Source organism: Streptomyces decoyicus, from assembly GCF_019880305.1.
Classification (GTDB): Bacteria; Actinomycetota; Actinomycetes; order Streptomycetales; family Streptomycetaceae; genus Streptomyces; species Streptomyces decoyicus.
In genome coordinates this window covers 4,968,607-4,993,082 of record NZ_CP082301.1, presented here as the reverse complement: position 1 = coordinate 4,993,082, position 24,476 = coordinate 4,968,607, and the positions used below count along the sequence as shown (strand labels likewise).

26 protein-coding genes and 1 riboswitch are annotated in these 24,476 nt (G+C 71.3%); of the genes, 11 read left to right on the top strand and 15 right to left on the bottom strand.

Features of this window, described 5'->3' with window-relative positions:
• Nucleotides 1-136 precede the first annotated feature (136 nt).
• Entirely contained in the window at nt 137-859 is a 723-nt protein-coding gene (locus K7C20_RS22085; protein WP_053209311.1) for a copper homeostasis protein CutC, read from the bottom strand.
• Nucleotides 860-1,219: 360 nt separating this feature from the next.
• Between K7C20_RS22085 and K7C20_RS22080 the strand changes: the two genes are divergently transcribed.
• Nucleotides 1,220-1,903, top strand: coding sequence for an HD domain-containing protein (locus tag K7C20_RS22080; protein WP_030088570.1), 684 nt, complete (start codon nt 1,220-1,222; stop codon nt 1,901-1,903).
• A 78-nt stretch (nt 1,904-1,981) separates the two neighbouring features.
• Nucleotides 1,982-3,259: a Cmx/CmrA family chloramphenicol efflux MFS transporter gene (locus K7C20_RS22075; protein ID WP_030088568.1), complete on the top strand. Its 1,278-nt coding sequence runs from the start codon at nt 1,982-1,984 to the stop codon at nt 3,257-3,259.
• A 54-nt stretch (nt 3,260-3,313) separates the two neighbouring features.
• On the opposite strand, the gene K7C20_RS22070 is transcribed toward K7C20_RS22075, so the two are convergent.
• From K7C20_RS22070 to K7C20_RS22060, 3 genes are all read right to left on the bottom strand, one after another.
• Nucleotides 3,314-3,856, bottom strand: a complete 543-nt coding sequence (locus K7C20_RS22070) for a pyridoxamine 5'-phosphate oxidase family protein (protein ID WP_053209312.1) — start codon at nt 3,854-3,856, stop codon at nt 3,314-3,316.
• A 183-nt stretch (nt 3,857-4,039) separates the two neighbouring features.
• Nucleotides 4,040-4,315 (bottom strand): DUF4031 domain-containing protein, encoded by a 276-nt coding sequence (locus K7C20_RS22065; protein WP_030088561.1) that lies wholly within the window; start codon nt 4,313-4,315, stop codon nt 4,040-4,042.
• 51 nt (nt 4,316-4,366) lie between these two features.
• Nucleotides 4,367-4,729 carry a hypothetical protein gene (locus K7C20_RS22060; RefSeq protein WP_030088559.1) on the bottom strand — a complete coding sequence of 121 codons (363 nt, stop codon included), beginning with the start codon at nt 4,727-4,729 and terminating at the stop codon, nt 4,367-4,369.
• Between the two features lie 130 nt (nt 4,730-4,859).
• On the opposite strand from K7C20_RS22060, the gene K7C20_RS22055 reads away from it, so the two are divergent.
• The 3 genes from K7C20_RS22055 to K7C20_RS22045 all read left to right on the top strand — a co-directional run bounded on the left by K7C20_RS22055 (nt 4,860) and on the right by K7C20_RS22045 (nt 8,732).
• Complete coding sequence (locus K7C20_RS22055; RefSeq protein ID WP_078889728.1) at nt 4,860-5,807, top strand: SIS domain-containing protein; 948 nt, start codon at nt 4,860-4,862, stop codon at nt 5,805-5,807.
• Nucleotides 5,808-5,933: 126 nt separating this feature from the next.
• Entirely contained in the window at nt 5,934-6,872 is a 939-nt protein-coding gene (murQ, locus tag K7C20_RS22050; RefSeq protein ID WP_053209313.1) for an N-acetylmuramic acid 6-phosphate etherase, read from the top strand.
• Between the two features lie 159 nt (nt 6,873-7,031).
• A complete protein-coding gene (locus K7C20_RS22045) occupies nt 7,032-8,732 on the top strand; it encodes a PTS transporter subunit EIIC (RefSeq protein WP_030088553.1) in 1,701 nt (566 codons plus the stop codon).
• Nucleotides 8,733-8,803: 71 nt separating this feature from the next.
• Here K7C20_RS22045 and K7C20_RS38340 read toward each other — a convergent pair whose 3' ends face one another.
• Both K7C20_RS38340 and K7C20_RS22040 read right to left on the bottom strand, forming a co-directional pair.
• On the bottom strand, nt 8,804-9,010 hold the full coding sequence (locus tag K7C20_RS38340) for a hypothetical protein (RefSeq protein WP_053209322.1): 207 nt from the start codon (nt 9,008-9,010) through the stop codon (nt 8,804-8,806).
• Nucleotides 9,010-9,261, bottom strand: coding sequence for a hypothetical protein (locus K7C20_RS22040; RefSeq protein WP_051818758.1), 252 nt, complete (start codon nt 9,259-9,261; stop codon nt 9,010-9,012). The genes K7C20_RS38340 and K7C20_RS22040 overlap by 1 nt, the downstream gene beginning before the upstream one ends.
• A gap of 121 nt (nt 9,262-9,382) precedes the next feature.
• Here K7C20_RS22040 and K7C20_RS22035 point away from each other — a divergent pair, with 121 nt between their 5' ends.
• A complete protein-coding gene (locus K7C20_RS22035; RefSeq protein WP_030088549.1) occupies nt 9,383-10,222 on the top strand; it encodes a helix-turn-helix domain-containing protein in 840 nt (279 codons plus the stop codon).
• Nucleotides 10,206-10,505, top strand: a complete 300-nt coding sequence (locus tag K7C20_RS22030) for a DUF397 domain-containing protein (RefSeq protein ID WP_030088547.1) — start codon at nt 10,206-10,208, stop codon at nt 10,503-10,505. The genes K7C20_RS22035 and K7C20_RS22030 overlap by 17 nt, the downstream gene beginning before the upstream one ends.
• A gap of 90 nt (nt 10,506-10,595) precedes the next feature.
• Here the strand turns inward: K7C20_RS22030 and K7C20_RS22025 are convergent, their stop codons facing one another.
• Nucleotides 10,596-12,071: an FG-GAP-like repeat-containing protein gene (locus tag K7C20_RS22025; protein ID WP_030088545.1), complete on the bottom strand. Its 1,476-nt coding sequence runs from the start codon at nt 12,069-12,071 to the stop codon at nt 10,596-10,598.
• Between the two features lie 379 nt (nt 12,072-12,450).
• Between K7C20_RS22025 and K7C20_RS22020 the strand changes: the two genes are divergently transcribed.
• Nucleotides 12,451-12,741: a hypothetical protein gene (locus K7C20_RS22020; protein WP_053209314.1), complete on the top strand. Its 291-nt coding sequence runs from the start codon at nt 12,451-12,453 to the stop codon at nt 12,739-12,741.
• Between the two features lie 156 nt (nt 12,742-12,897).
• Here the strand turns inward: K7C20_RS22020 and groL are convergent, their stop codons facing one another.
• The 4 genes from groL to thrC form a co-directional block, all read right to left on the bottom strand.
• Entirely contained in the window at nt 12,898-14,523 is a 1,626-nt protein-coding gene (gene groL, locus K7C20_RS22015) for a chaperonin GroEL (protein ID WP_053209315.1), read from the bottom strand.
• A gap of 382 nt (nt 14,524-14,905) precedes the next feature.
• Nucleotides 14,906-15,109, bottom strand: a complete 204-nt coding sequence (locus tag K7C20_RS22010) for a cold-shock protein (RefSeq protein WP_003986833.1) — start codon at nt 15,107-15,109, stop codon at nt 14,906-14,908.
• Nucleotides 15,110-15,533: 424 nt separating this feature from the next.
• Complete coding sequence (locus K7C20_RS22005; protein WP_030086966.1) at nt 15,534-15,812, bottom strand: MoaD/ThiS family protein; 279 nt, start codon at nt 15,810-15,812, stop codon at nt 15,534-15,536.
• A gap of 76 nt (nt 15,813-15,888) precedes the next feature.
• On the bottom strand, nt 15,889-17,172 hold the full coding sequence (gene thrC, locus K7C20_RS22000) for a threonine synthase (RefSeq protein ID WP_030086964.1): 1,284 nt from the start codon (nt 17,170-17,172) through the stop codon (nt 15,889-15,891).
• A gap of 17 nt (nt 17,173-17,189) precedes the next feature.
• Nucleotides 17,190-17,350, bottom strand: a riboswitch (SAM riboswitch).
• 169 nt (nt 17,351-17,519) lie between these two features.
• Between thrC and K7C20_RS21995 the strand changes: the two genes are divergently transcribed.
• The 3 genes from K7C20_RS21995 to K7C20_RS21985 all read left to right on the top strand — a co-directional run bounded on the left by K7C20_RS21995 (nt 17,520) and on the right by K7C20_RS21985 (nt 20,944).
• Nucleotides 17,520-18,482, top strand: a complete 963-nt coding sequence (locus K7C20_RS21995) for a glucosyl-3-phosphoglycerate synthase (protein WP_053209316.1) — start codon at nt 17,520-17,522, stop codon at nt 18,480-18,482.
• A gap of 230 nt (nt 18,483-18,712) precedes the next feature.
• A complete protein-coding gene (locus tag K7C20_RS21990; protein ID WP_150127237.1) occupies nt 18,713-19,330 on the top strand; it encodes a hypothetical protein in 618 nt (205 codons plus the stop codon).
• 138 nt (nt 19,331-19,468) lie between these two features.
• Nucleotides 19,469-20,944, top strand: a complete 1,476-nt coding sequence (locus K7C20_RS21985) for an alpha,alpha-trehalose-phosphate synthase (UDP-forming) (RefSeq protein ID WP_053209317.1) — start codon at nt 19,469-19,471, stop codon at nt 20,942-20,944.
• 57 nt (nt 20,945-21,001) lie between these two features.
• On the opposite strand, the gene K7C20_RS21980 is transcribed toward K7C20_RS21985, so the two are convergent.
• The 4 genes from K7C20_RS21980 to K7C20_RS21965 form a co-directional block, all read right to left on the bottom strand.
• The gene (locus K7C20_RS21980; protein ID WP_030086958.1) at nt 21,002-21,523 is read right to left on the bottom strand and encodes a hypothetical protein; all 522 of its coding nucleotides are present in this window, start codon (nt 21,521-21,523) and stop codon (nt 21,002-21,004) included.
• Nucleotides 21,524-21,808: 285 nt separating this feature from the next.
• Nucleotides 21,809-22,699, bottom strand: coding sequence for a trehalose-phosphatase (gene otsB, locus K7C20_RS21975; protein WP_030086957.1), 891 nt, complete (start codon nt 22,697-22,699; stop codon nt 21,809-21,811).
• Between the two features lie 91 nt (nt 22,700-22,790).
• Nucleotides 22,791-23,069 carry a DUF3263 domain-containing protein gene (locus K7C20_RS21970; RefSeq protein WP_030086956.1) on the bottom strand — a complete coding sequence of 93 codons (279 nt, stop codon included), beginning with the start codon at nt 23,067-23,069 and terminating at the stop codon, nt 22,791-22,793.
• Nucleotides 23,070-23,178: 109 nt separating this feature from the next.
• Nucleotides 23,179-24,444: an ABC transporter substrate-binding protein gene (locus tag K7C20_RS21965; protein WP_030086955.1), complete on the bottom strand. Its 1,266-nt coding sequence runs from the start codon at nt 24,442-24,444 to the stop codon at nt 23,179-23,181.
• Nucleotides 24,445-24,476: the final 32 nt, after the last annotated feature.

Sequence of the window (24,476 nt, the reverse complement as noted above, 5' to 3'; positions counted from 1 at the left end):
TGCTGCCGTGACACCCGTCACACAGTGCCACGCCGAAGGGAGTTGAGGAAGCGGGCGAGCGGCGGGCCCCAGGGCGCGTGTGCGCGTGCGGTGGCCCGGGACGGCGCACCTGCGCCCGGGGCCCGCCGGGCGGCGGTCAGGCCCGCTGCGCGACGGGCTGGTCCAGCGCCTGACGCCACTCCCGCACCGCCGCCGCATCCACCGGCGCCGACCAGCCGGCGGGCCGGGCGGCGCCCCCGATGTGGAACGCGTCGAGACCGGCCGCCCGCAGCGCCGGCAGATGACCGAGTCCGAGCCCGCCGCCGACCAGGATCCGCGGCGCATACCCTTGCTCGCCCGCCGCCGTACGCGCCTGCTCGGCCAGCAGCGTCGTCAGCCCCTCGTCGACGCCCTGCGCGGCACCGGCCGTCAGGTAGGTGTCGAGCCCCGCGGCACCGGCCGCCGCCGACAGCTCCTTGCGCAGTGCGTCCCGGTCGGCGGCCCGGTCGATGGCCCGGTGGAAGGTCCAGCGGCAGCCGTCGATCACCTCGGTCAGCGCCGCCACGGCATCGAGATCCGGCCGCCCGTCCGGCGTCAGAAAGCCGAGGACGAACTCCTCGGCGCCCGCCGCCCGCAGCGCCGCCGCCTCCTCGCACAGCGCCGCCACGTCCCCGGCCGCGAAGCCGTCGGCGGCCCGCAGCATCACCCGCAGCGGGATGTCGACAGCCGCCCGGATCGCCGCGAACGTGGCCCGGGGCGGGGTGAGCCCATCGGCCGCCATGTCCGTGACCAGCTCCAGGCGGTCGGCCCCGCCGGCCTGGGCGGCGACCGCGTCCTGCGGGCCGAGCGCGATCACCTCCAGGAGCGCGCGCTTGCTCATATGACCCAATCCTTCGATGACGACGACGATGATGACGAGGGTGATGGAGATGGAGACGGCGACGGCGACGGCGACGGCGTGACGAGACGGACCGCCGCCACAACAGGTCTAGTCCAATATCCCAGAGTAAGCGCCATCCGGCATTCCCGGGGCCGCCTCACCACCGGCGCGGCCGGAATCCGCCCGTACGCCTCACCCGTACACCTACCCGGATGACCGGCGGCCGACGACCGGCCACCGACGACCGGCCACCGGGCGGACGCCCCGCCGGACCACGCCACCCCGCCGGACCACGTCACCCGCCTGACCCGACACCGCCCTCCGGCCCGGTTTCCCGGGGCCCGGGGCACAATGGCTGGCATGACTTCCGTGTCCCGTACGGCAGACAGCACCGACCCGGCGCCGGAGCTGCGGCAGCGCTGGGCCGTGACCGTCGCCGAGGCCCGCGGCAAGAAGAACCCCACGGCACCCGACCCCGCCCCGTACGCGGACAACCTCCTGTCCCGTTGGCGCGAACCGCAACGCCGCTATCACACCGTCGACCATCTGGCCGCGGTCCTCTACCGCATCGACGAACTGGCCGAGCACGCCGACGACTTGTCCGCCGTCCAGTTGGCGGCGTGGTTCCACGACGCCGTCTACCGCCCGGACCGCTCCGAGAACGAGGAACGCAGCGCGGCCCTCGCCGAGCGCGCACTGCCCGAGCTGGGCATCGGCGCCGCCCGCACGGCCGAGGTCGCCCGCCTGGTCCGGCTCACCGTCACCCACGACCCGGCGCCCGACGACCCCGACGGCGAGGTCCTGTGTGACGCCGATCTCGCCGTGCTCGCCGGCTCCCCCGACGAATACGCCGCCTACGCCGCCGCGGTCCGCGACGAGTACGCCTTCGTCCCCGACCCCGACTTCCTCGCCGGCCGCTCCGCCGTACTCTCCCAACTCCTCTCGCTGCCCCGCCTGTTCCACACCCCCCGCGGCTACGACCGCTGGGAACACCTCGCCCGGCGCAACCTCGCCACGGAGCTGGATCTGCTGCGGGGTGCGTAGAGCGTGTCCCCCCGGGCCGCCCCCCGGGGGCCGCGCCCACCGGGAATGTGAGCCGTCCTACCGCTGTTAGTAGCTGATATGCCAGCACCGTCCGACCGCGCCCGCCTGCCCATAGCCGTGTACGTCCTCGGCCTGTCCGTCTTCGCTCTCGGCACGTCCGAGTTCATGCTCTCCGGGATCCTCCAGCCGCTCGCCCGCGACCTTCAGGTCTCGATTCCGCAGGCCGGGCTGCTGGTCTCCGCATTCGCCATCGGCATGGTGGTCGGCGCCCCGGTGCTCGCCGCCGCGACGCTCCGGCTCCCGCGCCGGACGACCCTGATCGCGCTGCTCGCCGTCTTCGGCCTGGGCCAGGTGGCGGGCGCCCTGGCGCCGTCCTACGGCGTGCTGTTCGTCTCCCGCGTGGTGAGCGCGCTGGCCTGCGCCGGATTCTGGGCGGTCGGCGCGGCGGTCGCCGTCTCGCTGGTGCCGGTGACCGCACGGGCCCGCGCGATGGCAGTGATGGTCGGCGGTCTGAGCATCGCGAACATCGCGGGCGTCCCGGCGGGCGCACTGCTCGGCCAGCACGCCGGCTGGCGCGCCGCCTTCTGGGCCGTCTCAGGACTGGCCGCGATCGGTCTGCTCGGCGTGGTCGCACTGGTGCCGCGTACGGCCGTGCCCACCGGCGACGACCGCCCGCAGCTGCGCCGCGAGCTGACCATCTACAAGGACAAGCAGGTCTGGCTGGCGCTGACCGCCACGGCCCTGAACGGCGCCGCGGTCTTCGCGCTCTTCTCGTACCTCTCGCCGCTGCTGACCGACACCGCCGGCCTGGCCGAGAGCTGGGTGCCGACGGTGCTGGCGCTCTTCGGCGTCGGCGCGCTGATCGGTACGTTCATCGGCGGCCGGATCGCGGACGCGCATCTCTTCGGGACGCTCTTCGGCGGCATCATCGCGTCCACGCTCGTGCTGACCGTCCTGGCGCTGACCGCGCACAGCCCCCTCGCCGCCATCGCGCTCTCCCTGATGCTCGGGGTGACCGCGTTCACCACGGCCCCGGCGCTCAACGCCCGGATGTTCAACGTGGCGAACGCCGCGCCGACGCTGGCCGGCGCCACCACCACCGCCGCCTTCAACATCGGCAACACCCTCGGCCCCTGGCTCGGCGGCCTGACCATCGGGGCGGGCTGGGGCTACCCGTCCGTGGCCTGGACCGGCGCCGCGCTGGCCGCGGGGGCCGTCGGCACGACGGCTCTCGCCTTCCGGCTGCACCGCACGACGAGCCGCTCCCGGCTGATCGCCTCCTCGGCCGCCGCCACCCCCGCACCGGATTTGCACAAGGCAGCGGAGGCAACGGGGGCAACGGGGCAGCAGCACTGAGCCCTGGGGGCGCGCCTCGGAAGATGCCACGGCGCCGCCCCCTCCTCCCACCGGTCACTCCCCGCCGTCGAACCTCCACCGTGTCTGGCTGTACGTCTCCCCCCGCCCGAAACCGAAGGCCGTGACCGGCTCGACCCGGAAGACCACGGCCCGGTTGCCCTCCCCGTGGAAGGCGCCGTCGCGGACGTCGAAGTGCCAGTCGCTGCCGTACTTCTCTTCATAGAGCTCGGCCAGCCGGCGCAACGTCGGCTCGTCGCCGACCTGCACCGCGTCGCCCTCGACGACCACATCGAGCCCCGCATGCAGGTCGTTGCCACCGGCCGTCGAGGTCGTCAGCACGCAGTGGGCGTTGGCTTCGAGGTTCTTGGCCTTGCGTTCGCCGGGACCGGTGCAGAAGTGGAGGGCGCCGTCCGACCAGACGGCGAGCAGCGGGGTGACATGCGGACGGCCGTCGGGCCGGACGGTGGAGAGCCAGAAGATCTCCGCCTCGGTCATACCGCCGATGGCCGCGGGCCATGCGGTCGCCGTGGCGTCCTCACTGCTGTAGTCCGGGTCGAGCGTGGTGGCCGGGTCCCGGCCCGGTTCGCCGGCTGACATGGCTGTCCCCTTTCGGTACGGCGCGCGGTCAGGCCCATCGTGCGGGGGCCCGCCATCCCGCCGCCGCTACGACGCGCCGCAGCGGGCCGTACGGGGGGTGCCGCGGGGCGACGGCTCCCGGGCCGACGCCGACGGCCTCACACCCGCGACGCCGACGGCCTCACGCCCACCGCGCCGACGGCCTCATCCCCGCGGCGCCGGCCGGTTCTTGGGTCGGCGCAGGCCCGCGGCCGTCAGCCGGCGCAGCAGCTCCTTGCTGCCGACCTCCACGGCCCCGGCACGCACCGCGTCGCCGTACCGCTCGGCCGGCAGGTCGTAGTGGTCGCGTTCGAACGCCCGCCGGGGCGCGCCGATCCCGGCCGCGAAGGCGTGCAGTTCGTCGAAGGAATGGTCGCTGACCAGATGCGACCACATCCGGCCGTGCCCGGGCCAGGTGGGCGGATCGATGTAGATCGCCACGTCAGCCCGCCGGCCCGTTCGCCACGTCAGCCCGCCGCACCATCAACCACCTCAGCCCTCCATGGGGTCACGCAGCTGCCCGACCGGGGCCACCGCGACCGCCGTCTTGGGGCAGACCCAATGCGGATCGGGCCCCAACTCCGGTTCGACGTCGAGCGCATGGGGATCGCCCGACTCCGTGCACACGGGACACAGCGGCCAGCGGCCGTACCGGTCCAGCAGGGCGTCCTGGACGTCCTGCGCTATCAGTCCTGCGACGAATGCCGCGCCTTCAGGCCATTGCTCCACCCACCACCGGCGGTGGACGACCGCATCCTCCACGAGCGAGACGATGTCGGCGTCGGCCACCTTGTCCGCCATCAGGTCGGCGAGCACCAGCGCCCGCGCGGCGTGCAATGCCTGTTCCAGCTCCATGCCACCCATTGTCCCCCGACCCTCCACCGGCGATCGGCGCCGTCCACAGCCCGCGGCGGGATCATGCGCTTTGTCCACAGCACTCACAGAGGGTATTGACGCCGGGCGTCGATGAAATTACTTTTCAAGCGTGAGCAGTAGCGTGAAGGAAACTTTCAAGGACGTGGCCGTCGAGACCCGACCGGCCCCGGCCCCACCCGCCCCCGCCGCACTGGCCGCCAAGGTCCGCACCCTCGCCCCGACGATGACCCGCTCCATGCAGCGGGTCGCCGAGACCGTCGCGAGCGACCCGGCCGGCTGCGCCGCCCTCACCGTCACCGGCCTCGCGGAGCGCACGGGCACCAGCGAAGCCACCGTCGTGCGGACCTCCCGGCTGCTCGGCTACCCGGGCTACCGCGATCTGCGCCTCGCCCTCGCCGCGCTCGCCGCGCAGCAGGCGGCCGGCGGCGCCCCCGCGGTGACCGCCGACATAGCGGTCGACGACTCCCTCGTCGACGTCGTCGCAAAGCTGGCGCAGGAAGAGCAGCAGTGCCTGGCCGACACGGCCGCGGCGCTGGACGTCACCCAGCTCGAAGCCGCCGTCGCCGCGCTCGCCGGTGCCCGCCGCATCGATGTGTACGGCATCGGGGCCTCCAACCTCGTCGGCCAGGACCTCGTCCAGAAGCTGCTGCGCATCGGCCTGATCGCGCATGCGCACGCGGACCCCCATCTGGCCGTGACGAACGCGGTGCAGATGCGGACCGGTGACGTCGCCCTCGCGATCACACACTCCGGCCGGACCACCGATGTCATAGAGCCGCTGCGGGTGGCCTTCGACCACGGCGCCACGACGATCGCCATCACCGGCCGCCCGGACGGCGAGATCGCCTCGTACGCCGACTACATCCTGACCACGTCCACGGCCCGCGAGAGCGAGCTGCGCCCCGCCGCGATGTCGTCCAGGACGAGCCAGCTGCTGGTCGTGGACTGCCTGTTCATAGGTGTCGCGCAGCGTACGTACGAGACCGCGGCCCCCGCGCTCTCTGCCTCCTACGAGGCCCTCGCCCACCGCCATTCACCACGCAACAACCAGCGCTGACCTCGCTGACCCGCCGCTGCGGGCCCGTGCCGCCGGGCGGCGCGGGCGGGCGCGGCGGCGCCCCGCGGCGAGGCAGCCGAACAGCAACGGCCCCCACGAGCCCGACCCGAAAAGAGCCGTCACGCCATGACCTCCACCGCCGACTACGCCCATCTGCGCGCCCAGTTGGACACCCTCACCACCGAGGCCTTCCGGCCCGAGCTCGCCGACATCGACCGCCGCCCGACCCTGGACATCGCCCGCACGATGAACGGCGAGGACGCCACCGTCCCCGCCGCCGTCGCCCTGCGGCTCCCGGAGATCGCCGCCGCCATCGACGCCACCGCCGCGCGCATGGCCCGCGGCGGCCGGCTGATCTACGCGGGCGCCGGTACGGCCGGCCGTCTCGGGGTGCTGGACGCCAGCGAGTGCCCGCCGACCTTCAACACCGATCCCTCCGAGGTGCTCGGGCTGATCGCGGGCGGCCCGTCCGCGATGGTCACCGCCGTCGAGGGCGCCGAGGACAGCAAGAAGTTCGCCGTCGAGGATCTGACCGGCATCGGCCTGACCGACGTGGACACCGTCGTCGGCATCTCCGCCTCCGGCCGCACGCCGTACGCGATCGGGGCCGTCGAATACGCCCGCGACCTGGGCGCCCTGACCATCGGCCTGTCCTGCAACGCCGATTCCGCACTGGCCGAGGCCGCCGAGCACGGCATCGAGATCGTGGTCGGCCCCGAACTCCTGACCGGCTCCACCCGGCTCAAGGCGGGCACCGCCCAGAAGCTGGTCCTCAACATGCTCTCGACCATCACCATGATCCGCCTGGGCAAGACCTACGGGAATCTGATGGTCGACGTCCGCGCCTCCAACGAAAAGCTGCGGGCCCGCTCGCGCCGCATCGTCGCGCTCGCCACCGGCGCCACCGACCTGGAGATCGAGACGGCGCTCCGCATCACGAACGGCGAGGTGAAGAACGCCATCCTCACCCTCCTCGGCGGAGTCGACGGCCCCACCGCCGCCCGCCTCCTGGAAGCCGCCGACGGCCATCTCCGCGAGGCCCTCCAGGCCGCCAAGGCCCTCTGACGCCATGACCGCTGACATCCGCTGACCCGCTGCGTTCTGCCGCCCCTCGAAGATCCCACCACCACCCACCACCTCACGCACACCGCCCCGGGCCGGGCCTCAGCCCGCCCGACACCGCCCACTCCTCCCCTGGTTGGTCTCCACAGCAAGGCACCGCATATGCCCGAAGACAAGAACCGCGCCACCGCCGCCGCGATCCTCCCTCTCGTCGGCGGCGCCAGGAACCTCACCTCCATCGCCCACTGCATGACCCGGCTCCGCCTCGGCATCCAGGACCGCTCCCTGGTCCAGGACGAAGCCCTCAAGGCACTGCCGGCCGTCCTGGGCGTGGTCGAGGACGACACGTACCAGATCGTGCTGGGCCCCGGGACGGTCGCCCGGGTCACCCCCGAGTTCGAGCGCCTGGCCGAACAGGCCCGCAGCACGGAACCACCCCCGGAACCGAAGGCCGCAGCACCGGCCGCCGGCCCCCTGGCCGCCACACCACCCTCCACCCCGGAACCCACGCCTGAGGCCGCCCCGCCAGGCGCCGCCTCGCCCGCCACCGCCCCGCCCGCCGGCACCGCCGAGGAGCTGGCCGCCCAGGGCGCCGCCCTCAAGGCCCGGCAGAAGTCCCGGAACGCCACCCCGGTGAAGCTGTTCCTCCGCCGGATCGCCAATATCTTCGTCCCGCTGATCCCGGCCCTGATCGGCTGCGGCATCGTCGCCGGGATCAACGGCCTGCTGACCAACCTCGGCTGGCTGCCGTCCGTCGTCCCGGCCCTGGCCGCCATCGCCTCCGGCTTCATGTCCCTCATCGCCGTCTTCGTCGGCTACAACACCGCCAAGGAGTTCGGCGGCACCCCCATCCTCGGCGGTGCGGTCGCCGCGATCATCGTCTTCCCGGGCATCTCCCACGTCACGGCCTTCGGCCAGAAGCTCGCACCGGGCCAGGGCGGCGTCCTCGGCGCACTGGCCGCGGCGCTGCTCGCCGTCCGGGTGGAGAAGTGGTGCCGCAACGGAGTCTTCCCCGGCCGGGCGCATTCGAGAGCGTGGGGAAGGGTCCGGGTCCCCGAGGCACTGGACGTGCTCCTCACCCCCACCCTGACCGTCCTGGTCACGGGCCTGGTCACGATCTTCGGCCTGATGTTCGTCGCGGGCGAGGTCTCCACCGCCATCGGCTCGTTCGCCGGCTGGCTGCTGGCCCACGGCGGCGCGTTCGCCGGCTTCATCCTGGGCGGCCTCTTCCTCCCCCTCGTGATGCTCGGCCTCCACCAGGCCCTCATCCCCATCCACACCACCCTCATCGAGCAGCAGGGCTATACGGTCCTGCTCCCGATCCTCGCCATGGCGGGAGCGGGCCAGGTCGGCGCCGCCATCGCCGTCTACCTCCGCCTCCCGCGCAACCGCTCGATCCGTACGACCATCAAGTCCGCCCTCCCCGCAGGCTTCCTGGGCGTCGGCGAACCCCTGATCTACGGCGTCTCGCTCCCTCTGGGCCGCCCCTTCATCACCGCCTGCCTAGGCGGCGCGTTCGGCGGCGGCTTCGTCGGCCTGTTCAACCAACTCGGCGACACCGTCGGCTCCACCGCCATCGGCCCCTCGGGCTGGGCCCTCTTCCCCCTGGTCAAGGGCAACCAGAGCATCACCACCACCCTCGTCGTCTACGCCCTGGGCCTGGCCGTCGGCTACCTCACCGGCTTCCTCGCCACCTATTTCTTCGGCTTCAGCAGGCAGATGCGGACGGACCTTAACCACGACAACCACGACTCCGACACGCCTCGCAACCCCGGCACCACCACCCCAGCGACCGGCACACCCCCGGCCCCGGCCCCGTCCGCAAAGCCGACCCACCCCGAGGGCGTCCACATCCCGGGCTGACGTACGCGGGTTCGTCAACCGGACGGAAGAGCTGGACCGGCCCCACGCCCGTCCCACCCGGTGATCCCCGGTCACGGCATCCGGCTCTGCCAGTTCAATTCCCTGACCCGGGCCGCCAGTACGGCGGACGGCGGGGCGGCGCGTAATAAGTACGGCGGGCAGTTCCACGACCGGCCGCCGCCGGGCGGCCGGAGCTGCACACACGGCCCCTCCTGGCCCACGACCCGCCCGACGCGCCCGTCCCGCCCGTCCACCGCATAGCTGCCGAGCGCCGGAATCACGGCTGCCGCTCCTCCGTGCCGTGTCCGGGAGCGGCGGTCTTGGCGTACTCCGCCAGTACGTCGGCCAGGCGCTGGGCGGTGTCCAGGTTGCAGCGCCCCAGCTCGACCAGTGGCGCCATGACGCTGCTCGCGCACGACACCGGGTCGACGCAGAGGGAGGGCAGGGTGACCCCCACTGCTCGGAGTGCGGTCTGTAGTTCCACCATGACAACCTCGGCCTGCCGTACCCGATCACGCGCCGTCAACATTTCTCTCCATCACCTTCCACGCTGAGTGTTCCGGTTGTGCACACAGCGTGGCGGCTACAGGTCTAGCCTGCATAGAGACGCAGACCCAACAACCGATCGTGTGTAACAGGGAGTTGCTGCGATGCCCGGACCCAAGCCCCTCGACCCGTCTTCGTCACCCCGCGCCATGCTCGGGGCCGAGTTACGACACAAACGTGAAGAGGCGGGCCTCACCCAGGAGGAACTCGGCAGTCCCCTCTTCGTCAGCGGCTCGTTCATCGGCCAGCTGGAGGCAGGGACGCGGCGGATGCAGATGGAATACGCCGTCAAGATGGACGAGATCCTGGCGACGGACGGCTACTTCGTCCGCAACTGCGAGGCCGCGAAGAAGTCGAAGTACCCGGATCACTTCGCGGAAGCGGCGGAGGCGGAAGCCATCGCCACGGCGATCAGGGAGTACGCGCCGCAGCTGATTCCGGGGCTGTTGCAGACGAAGGCGTATGCATGGGCGGTCTGCCGCGCGTACCAGCCGACGGCGCCGGACGATGTCATCGACGAGCTGGTGTCTGCGCGGCTTGAGCGGGCCCACCTGCTGACTCATCCAACGACCCCGCTGTTGTGGGCAGTACTGGACGAGGCCGTGCTACGCCGACGGGTAGGTGGTGCAGGAGTCATGGCAGAGGCGCTACGGCACATCACTGAACTATGCAGGCGACACCGGATCATTGTGCAGGTGCTGCCGCTTACGGCGGGGGCTCACGCAGCAATGAACGGATCCCTCAAACTCATGACCTTCGAGGACGCGCCTCCACTCGCCTACCTTCAAAGCTTGGGAACTGGCCGCCTGCAGGACGATCCGGCTACGGTCGCCCGTCACGAACTGACTTACGATTTGCTTGGGGCCAGCGCACTGTCACCCCAGGAATCCCTGGCCCTGATCGAATCAGTGGCGGAGGATTACGCGCATGAGGATCAGTCCTGAGTACGGCCTGCACTCGGCCACCTGGCACAAGTCCAGCTACAGCGGTGGCGACGGCGGCGACTGCCTTGAGGTAGCCCGGGACTTCCCCGGCGCCGCCCAATGGCGTAAGTCCCGCCACAGCGGTGGTGAGGGCGGCAACTGCCTCGAAGTCTCCGACGACCACCCCGGCATCGTGCCCGTCCGTGACTCCAAGGACCCGCACGGTCCGGCGCTCGCGTTCCGGGCGCCGGCCTGGACGGCGTTCGTCGAGGGCGTCAAGTCAGGTTCGTTGCACGGCGTCTGACCCCCACTCGGGGTCCGTGGCTGCTCAAGCCGCGGACCCCGATCTGGTGCTTGCGCCGCCCTCGGGCCGCCTCCGCGTGCTACACGGCCCTCACCCCGCGATGACGCTCCCGAACTCCGGCGCGCCCGCCGTCGAGATGCCGACGTCGGACGGACTGATGTAGCGGGAACCCGTGGCGGTGAGGCTGCTGCCGTCCGAGGGGAGGGTGATGAGCCCGCCGTTGCCGCCGTCCTCGTAGGTGGCGCCCACCGTCAGGTCGGCCTTCTTGTCACCGTTGAGGTCGGAGAGGACGACCTCGCCGCCGAAGTAGTCGTCCTTCTCGCTGGCCCCGGGGACGCCCGGGGAGTTCTCGTGGAAGTACTGGATGTGCTGCGAGGTGTCGATACCGGAGGGCGAGCCGCGCAGGACGGTGACCGCCCCGGCCTTGCTCACGCCGTCGAGGGTCTCGTGTGCGACGCCGATGGCCAGGTCCTGCATGCCGTCACCGTTGGTGTCGCCGAGGGTGACCTCGTAGCCGAATTTGTCGCCCTTTTCGGAGCTGCCGGGCACGGCGCCGGACTCCTGGGTGATGGCGTCGATGCGGTCCAGGCGCGGGCCGTTCGCCGAGCCGTGGATGACGTTGACCTTGCCGCCCTTGGTGCTGCCGGGGACCCGGTCGTCGAAGAGCATGCCGGTGACGAGGTCGCCGAAGCCGTCGCCGTCGACATCGCCGATGGCCGTGATGAAGCCGCCGGGCAGCCGCTTGAGGCCGGCGCCGGAGAGGCCGGCCGGGGTGCCGGGCAGGTAGTAATTGGTGCTGTAGTGGGGGGCGTTCTTGTCGTAGGCGCTGACGACGAGGTCGGCGTAGCCCTGGTCGGTGACCTCGCCCGCGGTCAGCTGGAGGACGCCGCTGGTGGGCCCGCCGACGACGGGCAGGGCGAGGGCCGTGCGCGCGCCCGGGGCTCCGGACCTGCCGATGCCGCCCTTGAAGACGTGCAGCGTCGGGGCGGACGTGCCGACCGCGACGTCGGCCTTGCCGTCACGGTCGAAGTCGCCGGCGGCCAGCGCCGCGCCGAAGCGGTCGTGCTGGGTGGGGGCCGGGTCGGCGAGGGCGACGCCGCCGTTTCCGGAGAGGCCGCCGGAAGCGCCCCACAGGATCTGAATCGTGCCGGCGTCGGCATCGGCCGCGATGTCCTCGTACGGGGCGGAGACGGCGAGGTCGGCGAAGCCGTCGGAGTTGAAGTCACCGGTGGCGAGGCTCGCGCCGAAGAGGTCGTCGGCTTCGGCCGCGCCGGGGACGCCCGGGGAGTTCTGGGTGAGCGTGGTGCGCCGGGAGGCGTCCACGCCGTGCGCCGAACCGTAGAGCACGGTGACGGCGCCCGCGCCCTTCTTCCCGTCGACGGTGGCGGAGGGCGCGGCCACCGCAAGATCGCGGTAGCCGTCGCCGTTGAAATCGCCCTGGCGGCCGTTGGCGGCCGGCGCGGCGTGGTCCGCGGCCGCGGCGGTGCCGGTGGCGGCCGTCAGCAGCCCGGCCGCCAGCGCGGTGGCGGCGGCGGTGGCCAGGGTCGTACGGAGGTGCTGGGGCATGCGGGACTCTCCTGCTGCCTGCGGGACGCGCGGGGCGTCCACAACCGAATGGTGTGTCCGAACCGCCGCGGCCCGGGGCGCGAGTCTCCACCGGCACCTGTGCGGGAGTCGCTTCCCGGTACCTGTGCGGGAGCCTCTCCCCCGTACCTGTGCGGGGGAGTCGCTTCCCGGTACCTGTGCGGCAGTTGACTCACAAGAGACCTGCGAGGGGCAGGGAGGGTTGTAGCCAAATGGCGAAGAAGGCGTGAAGGTGCGGTGTTTGGGCGGAATGCGGACGGATCACACCCGGAGGGCGGACGGATCACACCCGGACCGGGGACGGACCGCACCCGGACCGCGCCCCCTGTCGACGCCACTCCGCCGCAGTAGGGTCGGCGCCATGCTGATCCGGTTACACCGTCCCTGGCGCGCCAGGCTGGCCGTGGCACTCACCGTTCTCGTGGTGGCCGCCGGCGGGGTGGCACTGGTCCTGTGGGGCGAGGCGCCGCCTCCGTACGCGCCACTGCCCTCACTGCCCGCGGCACACGGAAATACCCTGGTCCAGGTCGTCTACGAAAGCACCTTGGACCGCGACGGCCCGCCCGGACCGGCCACTCTCGGCGGAGCCGCGATGCTGGCCGTGGCCGCGGTGTTGGGCGTCGCGGGGTGCCTCATCGGCCGTCGGCGGTAGCGGGGCCAACGCCAAGCCTCGGCCCCGCCCGCCAACGGCACCGCCGTTGGACGCGCCCCCATGAAACGCCGCCGGGGCGGCACCCCCTGGGAGGAGGGTGCCGCCCCGACGTACGTCTGGACGTGATCCGGGAGGATCAGCGTTCTGATCCGGGGATCAGAAGTCCATGTCACCGCCCGGCATGCCGCCCGGAGCGCCGCCGGCGGCGGCCTTCTCCGGCTTGTCGGCGATGACGGCCTCGGTGGTGAGGAAGAGCGCCGCGATGGAGGCGGCGTTCTGGAGCGCGGAGCGCGTGACCTTCGCCGGGTCGATGATGCCCTCGGCGATCATGTCGACGTACTCACCGGTCGCGGCGTTGAGGCCGTGGCCGATGGGCAGGTTGCGCACCTTCTCCACCACAACGCCGCCCTCGAGGCCGCCGTTGACGGAGATCTGCTTGAGCGGGGCTTCCAGGGCCAGCTTCACCGCGTTGGCGCCGGTGGCCTCGTCGCCGTCGAGCTCCAGCTTCTCGAAGACCTGGGAGGCCTGGAGCAGGGCGACGCCACCGCCGGCGACGATGCCCTCCTCGACGGCCGCCTTCGCGTTGCGAACGGCGTCCTCGATGCGGTGCTTGCGCTCCTTGAGCTCGACCTCGGTGGCGGCACCGGCCTTGATGACGGCCACGCCGCCGGCCAGCTTCGCCAGACGCTCCTGGAGCTTCTCGCGGTCGTAGTCCGAGTCGCTGTTCTCGATCTCGGCGCGGATCTGGTTGACCCGGCCCTGGACCTGCTCGCTGTCGCCGGCACCGTCGACGATGGTGGTCTCGTCCTTGGTGATGACGACCTTGCGGGCGCGGCCGAGCAGCTCGAGACCGGCGTTCTCCAGCTTGAGGCCGACCTCCTCGGAGATGACGGTGCCACCGGTGAGGATGGCGATGTCGCCGAGCATGGCCTTGCGGCGGTCACCGAAGCCCGGGGCCTTGACGGCGACGGACTTGAAGGTGCCACGGATCTTGTTGACGACCAGGGTCGACAGGGCCTCGCCCTCGACGTCCTCGGCGATGATCAGCAGCGGCTTGCCGGACTGCATGACCTTCTCCAGGAGCGGCAGCAGGTCCTTCACGCTGCTGATCTTGGAGTTGACGATCAGGATGTACGGGTCGTCGAGCGCGGCTTCCATGCGCTCCATGTCGGTCGCGAAGTACGCCGAGATGTAGCCCTTGTCGAAGCGCATACCCTCGGTGAGTTCCAGCTCCAGACCGAAGGTCTGGGACTCCTCGACGGTGATGACGCCTTCCTTGCCGACCTTGTCCATGGCCTCGGCGATCAGCTCGCCGATCTGGGTGTCAGCGGCGGAGATGGAGGCGGTCGAAGCGATCTGCTCCTTGGTCTCCACGTCCTTGGCCTGCTCCAGCAGGGCGGCGGAGACGGCCTCGACGGCACGCTCGATACCGCGCTTGAGGGCCATCGGGTTGGCGCCGGCGGCTACGTTGCGCAGGCCCTCGCGGACCAGAGCCTGGGCCAGGACGGTCGCGGTCGTCGTGCCGTCACCGGCGACGTCGTCCGTCTTCTTCGCGACCTCCTTGACCAGCTCGGCGCCGATCTTCTCGTACGGGTCCTCGAGCTCGATCTCCTTGGCGATGGAAACACCATCGTTGGTGATCGTGGGGGCGCCCCACTTCTTCTCGAGGACGACGTTGCGGCCCTTGGGGCCGAGGGTGACCTTGACGGCGTCGGCGAGCTGGTTCATCCCGCGCTCGAGACCGCGCCGTGCCTCCTCGTCGAACGCGATGATCTTGGCCATGTGAAGTGGTCCTCCCGGACTGGGGTGGATTGCTCCGGACCGCGCTGGCGCCCGCGACGGACGACCTGCAGACCTGTGTGGTTCCTTGCCCCACGCGGCCTACGGGCCTCACCGACCCGGTCCTTCTTTGTCACTCTCACTGGGAGAGTGCTAACGCAATGATTAGCACTCGCACCCCTTGAGTGCAAGGCAGCTTCGAAGAACCCTCCGACGGAAGTGGTGGCCGAGTGACGGGTGCGCACGGGTGGACCTGCGTGGACACGGACGTCCCGCGGCGACCCGCCCGCCTCCGCCGGCCCCGCTGTCCGCCGACGGCGGACAGCAGAAGGCCCGCACCCCCGACGGGGTACGGGCCTTCCCTACGCAGCAGTCGGTCGGCGCCTCAGCCGGCCACCCGGACCATGTCCGCCTGCGGCCCCTTCTGGCCCTGCGAGATCTCGAACTCGACCCGCTGACCTTCCTCGAGGGTGCGGTAGCCGTCCATCTGGATCGCGCTGTAGTGGACGAAAACATCCGCACCACCGTCGACCGCGATGAAGCCGTACCCCTTCTCCGCGTTGAACCACTTGACGGTGCCCTGAGCCATGCCTAACTCCCCTATTACTGGCCCTTGCGCAGGACCGCACTCCGCGGACCCGGGTCAGACCTCACCCCGCGAAAGGCCCGTGGGGTGTGCGCCGGAACGCGTCGACCGCCGCTGAATGTATCTGCACAGATGCCCAGAGCAACAGGTCAATCGGACGAGAATTCTGGGGCCGGAGAATCGGCAATATGCGGTGAAATCCCGGTTCTCCAGGGCAAGTCGGGCCGGGCATAGCGCACCTAGGCGACAAATACCGCACACACTTTGGGCACAACTGATCGCGAACACATATGCGTTCGGCACGCGCCGGGTGATATCCGGAGGGGGATCACCCCAATGGTATCCCCTTTCACAACATGGAATTGCCCCGTCCGCTTTCTGGCGGACGGGGCAATTCCGGTCAAGCAGGCGAAGAGATGGCGAAAAATCAGCAGCCGCCGGCCACTGCCGGAATGATCGAGATGCCCGCGCCGTCCGGGGTCGGCGTCTCCAGGCCCTGCTCGAAGCGCACATCGTCGTCGTTGACGTACACGTTCACGAAGCGGCGCAGCTTGCCGGCGTCGTCCAGCACACGGGCCGCGATGCCCTGGTGGTTCTGCTCCAGGTCGGCGATCACCTCGGAGAGGGTCGCGCCCTCGGCGGGGACCTCGGCCTGGCCGGCGGTGTACGTGCGGAGGATGGTGGGGATGCGGACCTTGACGCTCATGGTTCAGCCTTCCAGGAAATACGGAGTACGAGTGCGGGGCGGTGGCTCGGCCGTGTCCGCGGACCGGCCGACGGCCTCAGCCTGCCAGGCCGGCAGCGCGGAATGCGTCCAGATCCGGACGGATCGTCGCCGTGGGCCCGGTGGTCGGGGCGACCGCGTCCAGCGTCTTGAGACCGTCACCGGTGTTCAGGACGACGGTGGTCAGGGCGGGGTCGAGGACACCGGCCTCGATGAGCTTCTTGGTCACGCCGACGGTCACGCCGCCCGCGGTCTCCGCGAAGATCCCTTCCGTCCTGGCCAGCAGCTTGATCGCGTCCACGACCTGCTCGTCGTTGACGTCCTCCACAGCGCCACCCGTACGGCGGGCGATGTCGAGCACGTACGGACCGTCGGCCGGGTTGCCGATCGCCAGTGACTTGGCGATGGTGTTCGGCTTCTGCGGGCGTACGACGTCCTGCCCGGCCTTGAAGGCCGTGGACACCGGCGAACAGCCCTCCGCCTGGGCGCCGAAGATCTTGTACGGCTTGTCCTCGACCAGGCCGAGGGCGATCAGCTCCTTGAGCCCCTTGTCGATCTTCGTGAGCTGCGAGCCGGACGCGATCGGGATGACGATCTGGTCCGGGAGCTGCCAGCCCAGCTGCTCACAGATCTCGTACGCGAGAGTCTTGGAACCCTCGCCGTAGTACGGACGCAGATTGACGTTGACGAAGCCCCAGCCCTCGCCCAGCGGGTCGCCGATGAGCTCCGAGCAGAAGCGGTTGACGTCGTCGTAGTTGCCCTCGATGCCCACCAGGTCGCCGCCGTAGACCGCGGCCATGACGACCTTGCCGGCCTCCAGGTCGTGCGGGATGAAGACGCAGGACTTGAAACCGGCGCGGCGGGCGGCGGCGCCGACGGCACCGGCGAGGTTGCCGGTGGAGGAGCAGGAGAGCGTGGTGAAGCCGAAGGCGCGGGCGGCCTCGACGGCGATCGCCACGACGCGGTCCTTGAAGGAGTGCGTCGGGTTGCCGGAGTCGTCCTTCACATACAGCCCGCCGGTGACGCCCAGCTCGGCGGCGAGCCGGTCGGCCTTGACGAGCTTGGTGAAACCGGGGTTCAGGTTGGGCTTGTCGGCCACGTCCGCGGGGACCGGCAGCAGCGGGGCGTAGCGCCAGATGTTGTCCGGACCGGCCTCGATCTGCTTCCGCAGGCTCTCGGGGTCGCCGCTCGGCAGGTCGTAGGCGACTTCGAGCGGCCCGAAACATTCCTGGCACGCGAAGATCGGGCCGAGCGGGAAGCGCGTGCCGCACTCGCGGCAGGACAGCGCGGCGGCGGGGCCCAGAGCGACGGTGGGGGTGTTTTCGGTGACTTGCACAGCCATGGAGGCGAGGCCCTTTCTCCTCATCTTCCTCGCGACGAATCTCGCCACGAGACGGATTTGGCACCTTCCCTAGCCGGGAGCCTCACGCGCGCGGGACGTCAGCGTCCTGGCGGCAAGACCGGCTGGAGGGTTGCCGGGGCTTCAACGGGCCGTATCCCTCTGCCCCTCTGGATGAGCGGTATGGCGCTGGGCCGAAACCCAGGCGTTTGTGGCGCGGACCCCGACATGCGACGGTCATCCGCGTTGTTCAAGACTGTAACCGAAGGCACTGACGGTTGAGATAGTCGTCCGAACCGCGAGATGGATCACAGAGGCCGCCCACCGGCGGCGACCGAGGAGTCGTAGACGTGCTGGAAGAGGTCGAGGGCTGGCTGAGCAGCCGCTCCTGGTCCGCCGCTGACCGTCCACTGGGGCAGCTGCTGGAGGCCAAGCGCCAGACGGGCCGCACGGTCAGCGTGGTGCTGCCCGCGCTCGACGAGGAGGCCACCGTCGGGGCGATCGTGTCGGTGATCCGCGCCGAGCTGATGACCGAGACGGTCCCGCTCGTCGATGAGCTGGTGGTACTGGACTCCGGCTCCACCGACCGCACCGCCGAGGTCGCCGCGGCGGCCGGTGCCCGGGTCGTCCACCGCGACAGCGTCCTGCCCCGGCTGCCCGCCCTTCCCGGCAAGGGTGAGGTGCTGTGGCGCTCCCTCCTGGCCACCACCGGCGACATAGTCTGCTTCATCGACGCCGACCTGCGCGCCTTCTCCTCCGTCTTCGTCTCCGGGATCATCGGCCCGCTGCTGACGGATCCGGACCTCCAGTTCGTGAAGGCGATGTACGACCGACCCCTGGAGACCGGCGTCGAGGGCGCCGGAGCCGGGCAGGGCGGCCGGGTGACCGAGCTGGTGGCCCGCCCCCTCCTCAATCTCCACTGGCCGCAGCTGGCCGGCTTCGTCCAGCCCCTGGGCGGCGAGTACGCGGCCCGCCGTTCCCTGCTGGAGCGGCTGCCGTTCCCGGTCGGCTACGGCGTCGAGCTCGGCCTGCTGGTCGACGCCCTGCACACCGTCGGCCTCGACGCCCTCGCCCAGGTGGACGTCGGCGTGCGCAAGCACCGCCACCAGGACGGCCAGGCGCTGGGCCGGATGGCCGCCGCGATCTACCGGACCGCACAACTGCGCCTGACCCGCGGCCACTTGGTGCGTCCGCGGCTCACCCAGTTCGACCGCGGGGAGCAGGGCTTCGTCCCGCGCACGACGGAGGTGGACACCGAGGAGCGCCCCCCGATGGCCGAAATCCCGGAGTACGCGGCGCGGCGAGCGGCCTGACCTGCGCACTGCGTCACGGGGCGGGAGGGGCGGAGGCCCCCGCGCGCGGCAGCACGCGGACGGCGAGGCCCGGCGGCGCGGCACGCGTACACCCCGGAGCGGGCCGCGTCCCCGCGGGCGGCTTTCCCCCCTACTTCCGCCAGCAGAAAGTCAGTTACCACCCGGTAGCCGCAGCGGCTAGGGTGACGGAGTTGTTGATCTTCTCTTGACTGACCACAGGGGGAAATATTTTGCGTATCTCTACGGGGCGGATCCTCGGCGCCATGGCGGCGGTGGGCGTGCTGGCCACAGCCACTCCCGCGCAGGCGCAGTCGGCCCACTCGGCGCAGCAGCCCGTGACCAAGGCTGCCGTCGCCCAGCCCGCAGCCGCCGAGAACGGTGCCGCGGCGGCGGGCCTGCGCAAGCTGTACGACGAGCGCTTCACCGTCAAGCCCAACAACGGGCACTACCCGGGGCTCAAGGTGAGCCCGGCCAAGGCCATGAAGTCCCTGCATGACTGCTTCAACTGCTCGTTCCCCGTCAAGGGCGCGCCGAAGAAGTTCCCGAAGGAGAACCAGCGGCTCAACCTCGAAGCCTGCGCCGTCTTCTTCGCCTGCAAGGACGCTCCGGTGCGCTACCACGGCATCGGCTCCATGCGGAACGCCTGGTACTTCACCGCGGAGAAGGGCCACTTCGACGGCAAGGGCTCGAAGGTCTACTTCAACTTCTACTCGGACTCCAAGGGCTACCTGAAGCTGCACGTCGAGGGCTACGTCACCCACCCGAGCGTGCCCGACTCGCTCAACAAGCGCTTCGCCGTCGAGAAGTGGCAGAACTTTGCCCACAACATGGGCACCAAGCTCGACTGATCCCCTGCCGATGCCGGACGGGGTGCCGGCGGCCCTTGCGCCGCCGGCTTCCCCGTCCCGGCGGGCTGCGCGCGGCGGGACCCGACGTAGGCGAGTTCCGTACGTTTGCGCGGATCTGTGGGTGGTTAATCTGGCGTCATGATCTCCGAGAGGGTCTCCGAAGGCAATGCGGTGCCCGCGGGTGCCGAGGTTCTTGTGGCGTCCAATCGCGGACCGGTCTCGTACGCCCTGGGGGAGAGCGGGACGCTGACCGCCAAGCGGGGCGGTGGCGGGCTGGTCTCCGGGCTGTCGGCCATCGGGCCCGAGGCCGAGGCGGTGTGGGTGTGTGCCGCGCTCGGCGACGGCGACCGGGAGGCCGTACGGCGGACGGGTGGCGCCCTGGACCCGGGCGACACCGGTGGACAACGTGTCCGGATGCTGGACATTCCGGCCGAGGTGTATACCGCCGCCTACAACGGCATCGCGAACTCCGCGCTGTGGTTCGTCCACCACATGCTGTACCAGACCCCGCTGGAACCGGTCTTCGACGCGGAGTTCCGGGCGCAGTGGGCGTCGTACGAGAGCTACAACCGCGCTTTCGCCCAGGCGCTCGCCGACGAGGCCACCGAGGGTGCGGCGGTCCTGGTGCAGGACTACCACCTGGCCCTGGTGCCGGGGATGCTGCGCACCCTGCGCCCCGACGTACGGATCGCGCACTTCTCGCACACGCCGTGGGCGCCGCCGGAGTACTTCCGGATGCTGCCGGACGACCTCGCACGGCAGTTGCTGGAGGGCATGCTGGGCGCCGACCGGCTGGGGTTCCTCACCCGTCGCTGGGCGGACGCGTTCGCCGCGTGCTGCGCCGCGGTCGTCGGCGGCACGGGCGACACCCAAATCGGCGTGTACGGGCTCGGGGCGGACGCCGGGTTCCTGCGCGAGCGGTCGCAGCAGGAGGATGTCGCCGAGCGGCTGGCCACCCTGCGGGAGCAGATCGGCACGGGGCCCGACGGGACGCCGCGCAAGACCGTCGTCCGGGTGGACCGGACCGAGCTGTCGAAGAACATCGTGCGCGGGCTGCTCGCCTACCGGCAGCTCCTGGCGGACCACCCGTCGTGGCGCGAGCGCGTGGTGCATGTCGCGTTCGCCTATCCCTCCCGCCAGGACCTGGCCGTCTACCGGGAGTACACGGCGGAGGTCGGGCGGGTCGCCGAGGAGATCAACTCCGCGTACGGGACGGCGGATTGGCAGCCCGTCGTGCTGCACGTCAAGGACGATTTCGCGCGCTCGCTGGCCGCGTACCGCCTGGCGGACGTGGCGCTGGTCAACCCGATCAGGGACGGGATGAATCTGGTCGCGAAGGAGATCCCGGTGGTCTCCGACCAGGGCTGTGTGCTGGTGCTCTCCCGGGAGGCGGGCGCCCACGAGGAACTGGGGCAGGACGCCCTCACCGTCAATCCGTACGACGTCAGCGGCACCGCACGGGCACTGCACGAGGCACTGTCGATGGACGCGGGCGAACGCAGCGAGCGAACGGCACGGCTGGCCGCGGCCGCCACGGCGCTGCCGCCCGCGCAGTGGTTCCTGAAGCAGTTGCGGGCGCTGAAGGAGGTCACTCCGAGGGCGGACGCCCGCTGAAGCGACTTCGGCGACGACCGTTCCCGCGGGCGGGGCCCGTGGTGACCTGCGCGCGGATCAGCTGTCGACCGGGGCGGTGCCGAGAAGGGCGTGCAGAACCTCGCGGTGGAGGGCGGCGATGGGGCCGAGCAGGTCCGGGTGGCGCAGCAGCGGCGCGGCGCGCTGATCGCGAGGGCTGGGAATCGTCAGCCGACGGGCGTCGCCCACGGCGTGCGCACCGTGGTGGGTGGCGGCCAGGCAGGCCGCTGCCACGACGGCGAGCTCGGCGTCGGCCAGCAGACAGGCCGCCCAGCTGACGACGGTTTCGTCGACCGAGGTGCGCCAGGCGTGGGCGGCGCCCTCCAGGGGGTGGGCATCGGCACCGGTGACCGAGTCCAGCCGGGCGGAGCCGCCGGGGCCGAGCAGGTGCAGCAGTTCGGCGTCGAGCGCGGTGGGGTAGCGCAGCGCCGCGGCGATGGTGACCGCGTGACTCGCCTGGGCTTCGGCCAGGGCATGGTCCAGCGGGCCGGCCGCCGGCGGGAAGGCCGACAGCAGCCAGCGGGTGGAGGCAGCGATGACGGGCGAGAGATCGGTGGGCATGGGGAAACCGTCCTTCACACGTGCCCGCCGTCGTTCTGTCACCTGGGTGTGACCCGGTCGCGAGCACTCGGCGCGCTCGGGGCGCGCGTGGCCGGCCAGCGTAAGGCGGCCTTCCGAGCGGCGACAGGACGTACGTCACAGGGCCGGCCGCCCGGGGCCGGTGCTCAGGGCCGCCTGGGGCCAGTAACTCAGGGCCGGTCGCCCAGGCCGGCCCCCCAGGGCCGGGCAGGCCGCAGTGGTGGGCCGGTGGGCCGGGCACCTCACGGGCGCGCCCCGGCTCCGCCCCTAGTCCAGCCGGTCGGCCAGGGCGGCGAGCAGTCCGACGACTCCGGTCGGGCCGTCGACCACCAGATCGGCGCGGTCGGCGAGTTCGGCGACCTCGTTGCTGCCGCTGCACACCAGGACGCCGTCGAAGCCGTCGGAGCGGAGCTTTTCGACGGCGGCGAAGGCCGCCAGGTCGCCGAGGTCGTCACCGGCGTAGAGGACGGTGGTGGCGCCGGTCTCGCGGACCCAGTCGGCCAGGGCGACGCCCTTGTCCATGCCCGGCGGGCGGAGTTCCAGGACGAGGCGGCCCGGTTCGACGATCAGGCCGTGGCGTTCGGCGAGCGCGGTGAGCGGGCCGCGCAGCTGGTCGAAGGCGCCCTGGGGGTCGGCGGCGCGGCGGGTGTGGACGGCGATGGCGCGGCCGCCCTTGCGCTCGATGGCGGTCTCGACCCAGGTGCCGTGCCAGACGCCGGAGGCGTCCAGGACACCGGGGAGTTCGGCCTGTATGGCGGCGACGCCGGGATGCGGGGCGGGCGCGTGGACGGTGCCGGTGGCCGCTTCCCAGCGCTCGGCGCCGTAGTGGCCGAGGACGGTGAGATGGTCCAGGCCCGGTACGTCCGCGAAGCCGCCGAGGCGGACCGCGACGGTGGCCGGACGGCCGGTGATCACCGCGGCGGCGCGCACATGGGGCACCAGGCGGCCGAGGGCGGCGACGGCGCCGTCATGGGCGCGGGCCTTCTCCGGGTCGGGGACGATATCGGCGAGGGTGCCGTCGAAGTCGAGGGCGAGGACGGCGCGTTCCGGGTGGGCCAGCAGCGCGGCGAGGCCGTCGCGGCCGGCAGGGGTGCGCGGGGTCGGCACGGATCCGGGTGTCGGCTGGGAGTGTGGCGCGGCGTTCGGGGGGCTGCCCATGGCGCCGACCCTACCGGCGCGCGGCGGGCGCCGGGGGTACCTACCGGTGGCAGCCGGAGGCGCACCGGGGCGCCGGGCCGGAGCACCCGGGTCAGCGGCGGGCGCGGCGGGCGTCCCGGACGCGGCGCAGGCGGTTGACCGTGACGGGGTCGTGGGCGAGCGCCCGGGGGTCGTCCAGCAGGGCGTTGAGGAGTTGGTAGTAGCGGGTCGGGGAGATGCCGAGCTGCTCGCGGATGGCGCGCTCCTTGGGGCCGGGGCCCGGCCAGGAGCGGCGCTCGACGGCGAGCACCGCCTCGTCCCGGGCGGAGAGCCCCGAGGAGCTCTCGCCTGCCCCGGGCCCGCCGCCCGCACCCTCCGTACCGCTTGTCATCACGCTTCCACGATAAGCGCACGGTCGGACAGGGCCCGGCCCGTCGCCCCGGCCGCCGCAGGTCCGCCCGGCTGCCCGCGCACCCGCACCCGCACCCGCACCCGCACCGTCATTCGCCGGTGTTGTCGGCCGTGTCCGCGGTGTTCTGGATGTCGGTGAGCACCCCGGCCGGGTTGCCCCGCGGGCCGACCGCGGCGCCCATCTTCGCCTTGACCGTCTTGGAGAGCAGCGGCCAGGAGGTCTTGTTCGCCGGGTAGAACTCGGCGTTGGGGAGCTGCTCGAGGAAGCCGTGCAGCTTGGCGTACTTGTCGTCGGCCTGCATCGCCTGGGAGGCGGAGGTGGTGACCGGCAGCAGGCCGTAGTCGCCGGAGAACTTCTCGACGTTCTTGTCGCTGTAGACGAAGTCGAGGAACTTGCCGGCCTGGGCGCGGTGGCCGCCCTGCTTGAACGCCATCATCCAGTCGGCGACGCCCATGGTGGCCTTGGCCTTGCCGTTGGTGCCGGGCAGCTCGACGGTGCCGTAGTCGATGCCCTTGGCCGCGGCCTGCTTCATCAGGGTGGGGTGGCCGTTGAGCATGCCGACCTCGCCGTCGGCGAAGCCCTGGAAGGCGTCCTTGCGGTTGAGCTTGGCCGGGTCGGTGCCGGTCAGGCCCTTGCCGACGAGGTTCTCCTTCAGCCAGTTGAAGGTCTTGACGTTCTCCGGCGAGTCGATCGTGTACTTGCCGATGCTGTCGGTGTAGCCGCCGCCACCACTGAGCATCCACTGCATCGTCTCGGCCTGGGTCTCCTCCGGGCCGAGCGGCAGCGCGAAGGGCATCTTGACGCCACGGGCCTTCAGCAGCTGGGCGTCGTGGGCGATGTCGTCCCACGTCCGCGGCGGGGAGGTGATGCCGGCCTGGGTGAACAGCTTCTTGTTGTAGAAGAGCCGCCGGGTGCTGGCGCCGAAGGGCATGCCGTACTGGACGCGCTTGTATTCGCCGGCCTCCGCGAGGGAGGGGGTGAAGTCGGCCTGGGTGGTCACGTTGAGCAGCTTGTCGACGCTGTAGAGCCGGCCCTTGGCGGCGTAGTCCGCGTAGGCGCCGATCTGGGCGAGGTCGGGGGCCTTGCCGGCCTCGACCAGGTCCTCGACCTTCTTGTCGACGTCCGTCCAGCTGTAGACGTCGACATCGACCTTGATGCCGGGGTTCTTCTTCTCGAAGGCGCGGGCGAGCTCGTCCCAGTAGTGCTGGGAGCCGTTGGACTTGCTGTCGCCGTAGTCCGCCGCGATCAGTTTGAGGGTGACGTCGTCGCTACCGGTGCCGCTGCCGCAGCCGGTAAGAGTCAGTGTCATGGTGGTGGCGATTGCCGCCGCCAGGCTCAAGTACCGCCGCTGCACTGCCGTTACCGCCCTTTGTCCTGAAATTCCGT

Bases quoted from the DNA above. Each gene is read 5' to 3' on its own strand.
- K7C20_RS22085 (WP_053209311.1), bottom strand. From the start codon at position 859: ATGAGCAAGCGCGCGCTCCTGGAGGTGATCGCGCTCGGCCCGCAGGAC.
- K7C20_RS22080 (WP_030088570.1), top strand. From the start codon at position 1,220: ATGACTTCCGTGTCCCGTACGGCAGACAGCACCGACCCGGCGCCGGAG.
- K7C20_RS22075 (WP_030088568.1), top strand. From the start codon at position 1,982: ATGCCAGCACCGTCCGACCGCGCCCGCCTGCCCATAGCCGTGTACGTC.
- K7C20_RS22070 (WP_053209312.1), bottom strand. From the start codon at position 3,856: ATGTCAGCCGGCGAACCGGGCCGGGACCCGGCCACCACGCTCGACCCG.
- K7C20_RS22060 (WP_030088559.1), bottom strand. From the start codon at position 4,729: ATGGAGCTGGAACAGGCATTGCACGCCGCGCGGGCGCTGGTGCTCGCC.
- murQ (WP_053209313.1), top strand. From the start codon at position 5,934: ATGACCTCCACCGCCGACTACGCCCATCTGCGCGCCCAGTTGGACACC.
- K7C20_RS22045 (WP_030088553.1), top strand. From the start codon at position 7,032: ATGCCCGAAGACAAGAACCGCGCCACCGCCGCCGCGATCCTCCCTCTC.
- K7C20_RS22040 (WP_051818758.1), bottom strand. From the start codon at position 9,261: ATGTTGACGGCGCGTGATCGGGTACGGCAGGCCGAGGTTGTCATGGTG.
- K7C20_RS22035 (WP_030088549.1), top strand. From the start codon at position 9,383: ATGCCCGGACCCAAGCCCCTCGACCCGTCTTCGTCACCCCGCGCCATG.
- K7C20_RS22030 (WP_030088547.1), top strand. From the start codon at position 10,206: ATGAGGATCAGTCCTGAGTACGGCCTGCACTCGGCCACCTGGCACAAG.
- K7C20_RS22025 (WP_030088545.1), bottom strand. From the start codon at position 12,071: ATGCCCCAGCACCTCCGTACGACCCTGGCCACCGCCGCCGCCACCGCG.
- K7C20_RS22020 (WP_053209314.1), top strand. From the start codon at position 12,451: ATGCTGATCCGGTTACACCGTCCCTGGCGCGCCAGGCTGGCCGTGGCA.
- groL (WP_053209315.1), bottom strand. From the start codon at position 14,523: ATGGCCAAGATCATCGCGTTCGACGAGGAGGCACGGCGCGGTCTCGAG.
- K7C20_RS22010 (WP_003986833.1), bottom strand. From the start codon at position 15,109: ATGGCTCAGGGCACCGTCAAGTGGTTCAACGCGGAGAAGGGGTACGGC.
- K7C20_RS22005 (WP_030086966.1), bottom strand. From the start codon at position 15,812: ATGAGCGTCAAGGTCCGCATCCCCACCATCCTCCGCACGTACACCGCC.
- thrC (WP_030086964.1), bottom strand. From the start codon at position 17,172: ATGGCTGTGCAAGTCACCGAAAACACCCCCACCGTCGCTCTGGGCCCC.
- K7C20_RS21985 (WP_053209317.1), top strand. From the start codon at position 19,469: ATGATCTCCGAGAGGGTCTCCGAAGGCAATGCGGTGCCCGCGGGTGCC.
- K7C20_RS21980 (WP_030086958.1), bottom strand. From the start codon at position 21,523: ATGCCCACCGATCTCTCGCCCGTCATCGCTGCCTCCACCCGCTGGCTG.
- otsB (WP_030086957.1), bottom strand. From the start codon at position 22,699: ATGGGCAGCCCCCCGAACGCCGCGCCACACTCCCAGCCGACACCCGGA.
- K7C20_RS21970 (WP_030086956.1), bottom strand. From the start codon at position 23,069: ATGACAAGCGGTACGGAGGGTGCGGGCGGCGGGCCCGGGGCAGGCGAG.